At 38.7% G+C, this 8,971-nt stretch carries 2 protein-coding genes and 1 pseudogene; all 3 read left to right on the plus strand.

The window, feature by feature from the left end:
- Positions 1-321: autotransporter outer membrane beta-barrel domain-containing protein (locus ACFIJJ_RS08490; protein ID WP_375646633.1), on the plus strand; the 321-nt coding region annotated here is incomplete at its 5' end.
- Between the two features lie 630 nt (positions 322-951).
- Complete coding sequence (locus ACFIJJ_RS08495; protein ID WP_375646634.1) at positions 952-6,210, plus strand: autotransporter outer membrane beta-barrel domain-containing protein; 5,259 nt, start codon at positions 952-954, stop codon at positions 6,208-6,210.
- Positions 6,211-6,860: 650 nt separating this feature from the next.
- Positions 6,861-8,971: pseudogene (locus ACFIJJ_RS08500) on the plus strand (autotransporter outer membrane beta-barrel domain-containing protein); the annotation flags it as partial.

Below are 8,971 nucleotides of genomic sequence, written 5' to 3' on the forward strand. Positions count from 1 at the left end.
GTTGATATGAAAAATCCTTCTCAATGGTTGATCCGTGTTGGTGGACGTTTGACAAAAACTATTTCCACTGAAAACAACCGTCCAATGTCTTTTTATGGAAAAGTAAACTTGATCAAAACCTTTGGTGATAATGGTACCATCCAGATTGGCAGAGATTTTGACCTTGATCCTATGGGACCTGCAATTGAAGGCGGCGTTGGCATCAATGCGCAACTGTCTCACAATTTCTCCCTTCATGGTGATGTCAGCTATCAACAAAAACTTCAAAAAACTGGTATAAGTGGTGCAAGCTTTTCAGGAGGAATACGCTATCAGTTTTAAATCAAGGCTGTAAAAATAGCCTATTCATTCTATTCAATTTAACAAAAAGGGCAGCACGATATGCTGCCTTTTTATCTCTCCCCTATTCTTTTCTACCAGTACACACCGCCAACATTTTTCTTTAAGAAAATTAGTTAAAAAACTCAAGACAATAAAATATCGCGCTTTTAACTAGTAAAAATATCCCTTGAAAAAAACTAAAAGTCGATTGAAAAATCAATGAGCGCTATTTTATCGTAACCGTATTCAAGAAAAACATGCAAGCTATGGGTATCGTCTTTGGTTTCATGATGTTGAAAGAGATCTCTATCAGGCTCAAGCATACAGTTTTTTGAAATTTTCTTGCCTACTCCTTTTCTTTAAGCATAAGCAACAAGTTTTATGCAAGCATAACACATATCTTGAATAGAAAAACTTATAATACTTATATAATATTAACATAATGTATTCATTTAATACTAAATGAATTTAAGTATAAAACATTATATGTTAAATGTATGATTTATTTTATACTTTACATAAAAATAAAAATCGCCTATTCACGTTCCATCTCTAAAATACCCATCCATTTGATATCCTTCTTATAAGCGGGGGAAGAGTGTGGGGCACTTATAATTTAGGAAAATCTTGATGTGTAAAAAGTCCCTTTTATCCTGCACGGCTGTCATAGCTGTCATGCTATTCAACACCCATCTCAATGTACATGCTGAAACTCTTGAAGTTTCCGGCGAGAAAAAAGAAGTATCTAACACAAGGTATGAGATTATTAATGCGAAAGACAACGGGGAAATTACTGGCACACGTTTAACTGTGGTTGGGAATAAAGACACGGATATTTACGCTGTAACAGCTGAAGGTTTTGGCAGTGCGATTACATTACTGCAAGACACAGCCATTAAAGGAACTGATTTTGACATTCGTCTCGGTCTTAATGCAAAAGATGGTGCTACAATCAAAATGACTGGAGGCATTATTACGGTTTCTGAAATTGGCGCTTTCTTCGAAAACAGTATGAATGATAAAAACAAGCTGGAAGGTGTAACAATATCAAGCGGTAAAGATGACCACTTCATGGACAAGGGAATAAATGCCGACAACAAAAGCAAAGTTACTTTAGAAAACGTAACGGTTACACAAGCAAACACCAGTATATTTGCAAATGATCATTCTGAAATAACGATTTTAGGAGGAGCATTTGATGGAGAACTCAAAGGAATATCTGCTACGGAAGGCAGCGCTATTACTTTAACCTATAGTGAATTAGGCGATAATAAAAAAGACAGTGTTCAAGTTACATCATCCCATGGTGACGGACTCTATGCAAATGGTGCACAATCCACAATCACAATGATAGGAGGAGCAGTCACTGTAGAAAATACAGCATTACTTGCAGAAAATGGCGGACATATTAACGTCACAGATGTTACTTTAAAAAAAGATGGCACCGGAATCGGTGCAATAGCCAATGATGTTGACAGCACAATTGAACTGCACGGAAATACGGTAATTAATGACGCTGTAATTGGGCTTTATGCAACAAACGGTAGCACAATCACAATGACTGGAGGAACCATTACGGCTTTTGAAACTGGTGCGTTCTTCAATGAGAGTAAAAGCGATAAAAACAAGTTAGAAAATGTAACCATTACTTATGCAAATACCAGCATAAGTGATCAAGACAAGCTAGAAAATGTAAAAACATCGGACAATGAATTAGACCCTGGATGGGAAAGTGAATTAGAAAATGAAAAAGAAGAGTTTTTATACACAGGAATAACGGCCTTTGCCGGAAGTCATCTCACTTTAGAAAATGTAACCATTACGCAAGCAGACACCAGCATATCGGCAGAAGATGGTTCACAAGTAACGATATTAGGAGGAGCATTTGATGGAGAACACACAGGGCTATACGTAATGAACGGCAGCTTCATTACTTTAGCCAATAGTAAAGAAGGCAGCGTTCAAGTTACATCATCTGATGGTGATGGACTCTATGCAGACGGTTTATTCTCTACCATCATAATGATGGGAGGGACAGTGACTGCGGGAAACAGAGCATTATTTGCACAAAAAGGTGGATATATTAAGGTCACAGATGTTGCTCTAACAACGATGGACGGAAACGGATACGGGGCAGCTTCCACCGATCCTTACAGCTTTATTGAATTGGATGGGGAGACAACGATTAATAATGCTATAAATGGACTTGATGCGGAAAACAATGGTGTCATCATAATGACGGGAGGAGCTGTAACTGCAAAAAGTGCAGCATTGTTTACCATGAACGGTGGATATATTAAGGTCACAGATGTTTCTCTAACAACGATGGACGGAAACGGAAACGGTGCAGCTTCCACCGATCCTGAAAGCTTAATTGAATTGGATGGGAACACAACAATTAATAATGCTCTCATCGGACTTTATACAGAAAATAGTGGTACTATCTCAATGGCGGGTGGAACTGTAACTGGGAAAAGCGCGGCAGTACTTACAAAAAGCGGTGGACATATTAAGGTCACAGATGTTGCTCTAACAACAATGGATGGCAACGGATACGGTGCCGCGACAAGCGATCCTAACAGCTTGATTGAATTGCATGGAAAGACAACAATTAATAATGCTTTCATCGGACTTTATACAGAAAATAGTGGTACTATCACAATGGCGGATGGAACTGTAACCGCAACAAACATGGCACTGTTTGCAGCAAACGGTGGACATATTAAGGTCACAGATGTTGCTCTAACAACAATGGATGGCAACGGATACGGTGCAGCTACCACTGATCCTGACAGCTTGATTGAATTATATGGAAAGACAATAATTGATAATGCTTTCATCGGGCTTAATACAGAAAATAGTGGTACTATCACAATGGCAGGTGGAACTGTAACCGCAACAAACATGGCATTGCTTGCAAAAAGCGGGGGACATATTAAGCTCACAGATGTTGCTCTAACAACGATGTATGGTAACGGATACGGAGCAGCTACCTCCGATCCTGAAAGCTTGATTGAATTGGATGGAAAGACAACGATTAATAATGCTTTCATCGGACTTTATACAGAAAATAGTGGTACTATCACAATGGCAGGTGGAACTGTAACCGCAACAAACATGGCATTGCTTGCAAAAAGCGGGGGACATATTAAGCTCACAGATGTTGCTCTAACAACGATGTATGGTAACGGATACGGAGCAGCTACCTCCGATCCTGAAAGCTTGATTGAATTGGATGGAAAGACAACGATTAATAATGCTTTCATCGGGCTCAATGCAGAAAACAGTGGTGCAATCACAATGACGGGAGGAACTGTAACCGCTGCAAACATGGCATTGCTTGCAAAAAGCGGTGGGCATATTAAAGTCACAGATGTTGCTCTAACAACAATAAATGGTAACTATGGCGCAGCGACCACCGATCCTGATAGCTTGATCGAATTGCATGGAAAGACAACAATTAATAATGCTTTCATCGGGCTTAATGCAGAAAATAGTGGTGCAATCACAATGACGGGAGGAACTGTAACCGCTGCAAACATGGCAGTGTTTGCAAAAAACGGTGGGCATATTAAGGTCACAGATGTTGCTCTAACAACGATGTATGGTAACGGATACGGTGCAGCTACCACCGATCCTAATAGCTTAATTGAATTGTATGGGAAGACAACTATTGATAATGCTGTAACCGGACTTGATGCAGAAAATAGTGGCACAATCATAATGACTGGTGGAACAGTAACTGCGAAAACCATGGCATTGTTTGCAATGAACGGTGGACATATTAAGGTCACAGACGTTGCTCTAACAACAATGGATGGCAACGGATACGGTGCAGCTGCCAGCAATCCTTACAGCTTAATTGAATTGCATGGAAATACAGCGATTAGCAATACTTTCATCGGACTTTATGCAGAAAACGGTGGCACGATTAAAATGAATGGAGGGACCGTAGCAGCAAAAGGATCAGCATTTGTTGTAAAAAATAGCGGATATATTGATGTAACAAATGTTTCTGCAACAGCAGAAAACAGTGGCATAACATTTGATAAATCCGAGGACGATAACGCCTTAGAAATCAACTTGACAAATACAAAGATTCGCACTGAAAATAGTATTGGAATTAACGCAGACCAATCAATCGGTATAGCCAATCTCAAAAATTCAGAAATCAGTGCCGATATTTTATTAGCAGCAAAAGCTTCAACTAAAGAAAATAATTTTGCTTTTACACTAAATGCTAATCACTCGGTATTAAAGGGAAGAGCAAAAATTGCAGAAAACAGAACCGTACGCTTTGATTTGACAAACAAGACAACATGGATATTGAAAACCAGTACAAAAGAAACCGATGATGATGGAAAACTGCTTGCTATTGCTCAAAGGTCACGTTCTGATATTTCTGTGCTCAATCTTAATGATAGTTCTATTGTTTTTAATGGACCGGTAGAAGATCATTATCATACATTGCATGTAGGATCTGGAATACCAACCATTCTAGCAGTCTATAATGCCTTTGGTGAGGCAGAAATTCATTTCAACGCTATATGGAGTGATGGTGTTGCAATAGATGCACAAAAAACCGATAGGCTTCTCATTCACGGTGATGTAGCAGGCACCACAACAGTTTATGTCAAAAGTGTTTCAGGGGATAAAGAGAGTGTAGAAAATGCTTCTCCTCCTTCAAATATAGGTGGACTTTCACTTATTCAAGTTTCTGGAGAAGCAAAAGAAGACTCCTTTAAATTGAAAAATGGCTATACCACCATAGGAGAAACTCCTTATAAATATACGCTAACTTCCTATGGACCAGTATCAAGTTATGGCAAGGCCAATGCTAACCAAAACTTATTCGATGAAAAGGATAAAGATTTCTGGGACTTCCGCTTGCAGCCTGAATTTCTTGACCCCGATTCAAAAGTAAGAGCAGTTGTACCACAAATGGCAAGCTATTTGGTTATGCCAAATGCCCTCTTTTATACTGGATTGGCCGATATAGCCAAGCAAAATGCACTTTTAGCCAATATGAGAACAACAGTCTTGGGAGAGCAGAAAAATCTAAAAAACAGTTTCTTCCTCTCTACCTATGGGGGTACAGGAACCTTATCCTCGAAACGCGGTCCCCTTAAATATGGTTATGGTGCTGATATTCGCTATGCTGCTCTCCAAGCCGGTGTCACATTAGCGGCATTAGAAGGACAAAATACCACGACACATTTCGGTCTTATAGGTACCTATGGGCAGCTGTCTTTCACTCCAAAAGAGATGCAGGATGCAAGTAAAAGCACCCTAGATAAATGGTCTCTCACTGCCTATGGTAGTGTACAACATGACAGTGGTTTCTATATCGATACGCTTTTATCCTATGGGATAATAAAGGGCGATATCACCAATGCTATCATTGGTAAAACCGCGAAATTGAACAATGTAAAGATGTTGAGTATTTCCACCACCGTTGGCAAACAATTTTCTACCGGAATGGAAGGTTTAACCTTCGAGCCCCAAATACAACTTGCTTATCAACATTTGATGTTTGATACCATTGAAGATGCTGATAATTTAAAAATTGATATGAACAATCCTTCTCAATGGTTGATCCGTGTTGGTGGACGTTTAACCAAAACCATTATGACCACTGAAAATGGTCCTGCCATTTCCTTCTATGGAAAAGCAAACTTGATCAAAACCTTTGGTGATGATGGTACCATCCAGATTGGCAGAGATTTTGACCTTGATCCCATGGGAACAGCAATTGAGGGCGGCGTTGGCATCAATGCACAACTGTCTCACAATTTCTCTCTTTACGCTGATGTAAGCTATCGACAAAAGCTTCATAAAACTGGTATAAGTGGTGCAAGCTTTTCAGGTGGCATACGCTATCAGTTTTAAATCAAGGCTGTAAAAATAGCCTATTCATTCTATTCAATTTAACAAAAAGGGCAGCACAATATACTGCCTTTTTTGTACATTAAAGTCATCCTTTTTCCTTTTAAAGCACCCTTCCCTCTTTATACTTAGTTCTTTACGAAAATCCCCAAGACAAGACACAACAAACGCAACAGAGCACTTCTATCCCCAGTGAATGAAGAGTACTTCCTACTTTGAAAAAAAGAGAAGTCTATTAGAAATAAATTAATACCACTGTGTTGAAAGATGAAAGCCCACTTTAAGCCCAAGTAAGTTAGCTTTTTTACTAGCTTCTTCTACATCCTTTTTTGTTCCCTCATAACCCCAATTTGCGTCATATAATAATCCCTACCATCAGGTAAAAGATATCATGGTACCACTATATCAGTATCTCACAATATTTCTCTGAATAATAATATTCAAAATTATAATTCTTTAAATAAAATCAATTATAAATACATTTTGTATTAGACATAATTAATATCAATTATTTTTTAATTTTGACAAAAAACCAAAAATGTCTTACCAAATAAAGACAATTACTGAAATTAATAACAACTATCCATTTTCACTTCTTCTTATGAAGTTCGCGGGGAAATGAATATTTGGGGGCTATCATAAGGAGAATACTAGTGTATAAAACATCCCTTTTATCATGCACGGCTGCAGCCGCTATTATCCTGTTCAACATCCAGTTCAGTGCACATGCTGAAACCCTCGTAGTTTCTGGGGAAAAACAACAAGAAGTATCCGATAAAACCTACGAAACTATTCACGCAAAAGACGGTGGCAAAATCATTGGAAAACATTTAACCATTGTTACGAATAAAGATATAAACCAAGGCACAAACCAAACCGTCTATGCTGTAACAGCAGAAGGTGCTGACAGTGCGATTGAGTTACTGGATGGCACAACCATTAAAGGCACTGGTTCTGGTATTTTCTTAGGCCTTGAAGCCAAAGACGGTGCTACACTTCAAATGACTAAGGGAACAATTACATATTCTGGAATGGAGGCCTCCTCATCTGGCATTTTATCTAGCACTGGTGCTTCCTTTTCTGACAGCAAGAGTAAAAAAAACAAGCTGGAAGACGTAGTAATATCGAGTGAAAACGATAACAGTTCACTATCCTTAGGAATAAGTGCTAAAAACAGCACAGTAACCTTGAACAATGTAACCGTTACTCAAGCACTAAAAGGCATATTTGCAGATGATCACTCGACAATAACAATCTCTGGAGGATCACTCGATGGGGAAACTGATGGGGTATATGCTGGAAACGGCAGCATCATTACTTTAAACAACAATGTTACAGTCGCATCATCTAAGGGTAATGCACTCCATGCAGATGGTATAGAATCCAAGATCACAATGAAAGGAGGGACTGTCATAGGAGGAAATTTGAATGGACATGAAGACGCATTATTTACAGAAAATGGTGGACGTATTGAAATTACGGATGTTACTCTAACAACCGATAACTTCGGAAACGGTGCAAATGCCCATGGCTTTGGAAGCATAATTGAATTAAAAGGCAAAACAAGCATTGAAAAAGTTAGAGACGGACTGAGAGCAGAAAAAGGTGGTAAAATCACCAGCGAAGATTTAACAATAACTGCTTATGAAAACCAAGAATACGGCACTTCTGGTATAATAGCCATTAATCCCAATAGTGAAATTCAATTAAAGGGGCATACAACCTTTGAAAAAGTTTCGTACGGTCTTGGAGCCTATAATGGTGGTAAAATTACCAGCGGAGATTTAACAATAGTCGGTGGTAAAGCAATTAATGACAAGCCCAATGAAGCACGATCTGGTGTATGGACAGCGGGCTCTGGGAGTGAAATTCAGTTAACGGGCAAAACAACCATTCAAAATTTTGATGAAGGTCTTTATGCAGAGGATGGAAGTAAAATCATTAGCGGAGATTTAACAATAATCGGTGGTGAGTCCGAAGCAGCAACCGTTGGTGTAAACACTTGGGAGGCTGATAGTATAGTTGAATTAAATGGCAAAACAACCATTCAAAATGTTGATGTTGGTCTCGCTATTGGTAAAGATAGCACAATTAAGATGATTAATGGCGCTATTGATGCTAATTCTAAAGGTCTAGATACCCAATCCGACACCCTTCAGAATGGGAAGAAAAATAAAATAGAAGCAAAAAAAGTTGCAATGGTTGTAATAAATGGCGGCCAAATTGCTCTAACGGATGTTTCTGCAAAAGTAGGAATCAGTGGCTTACAGTTCTTAGCTGTCTCTGATATTGATAAAAATGAATCAGATGATCCACAAAAACACCAAAGTAGTGAGATCAATCTGACTAATGCAGAGCTTCATGCTGAAAATGGTACTGGAATTTTTGTTGGAGCTTTTACTAACGATAACATTGAAGATATTCCAGGTTTGTCAATCGGTACAGTCAATCTCAAAAATTCAGAAATCCATGCCGACGTATTATTAGGAGATGGTATTTTCGAAAATCCAAAATCTTGGGGAACCGATAATTATTGGAATGATAAAGAGGTTAAAGCGATCTCCAACGGCACCTTCACATTAAGCGCAGATCAGTCTATTTTAGAGGGCAGAGCAAATATTGCTAAAGACAGAAATGTGCACTTTGATCTGAAAAACAATACAAAATGGACGTTGAAAATCAGCAAAAATGAAAAAGATGATGATGGCAATCTCCTTGATATCGCTCAAAGATCTCGTTCTGATATTTCCACGCTTAATCTCGA

The organism is Bartonella sp. TT29SHDZB, assembly GCF_042193395.1.
In the GTDB taxonomy this organism is placed as follows: domain Bacteria; phylum Pseudomonadota; class Alphaproteobacteria; order Rhizobiales; family Rhizobiaceae; genus Bartonella.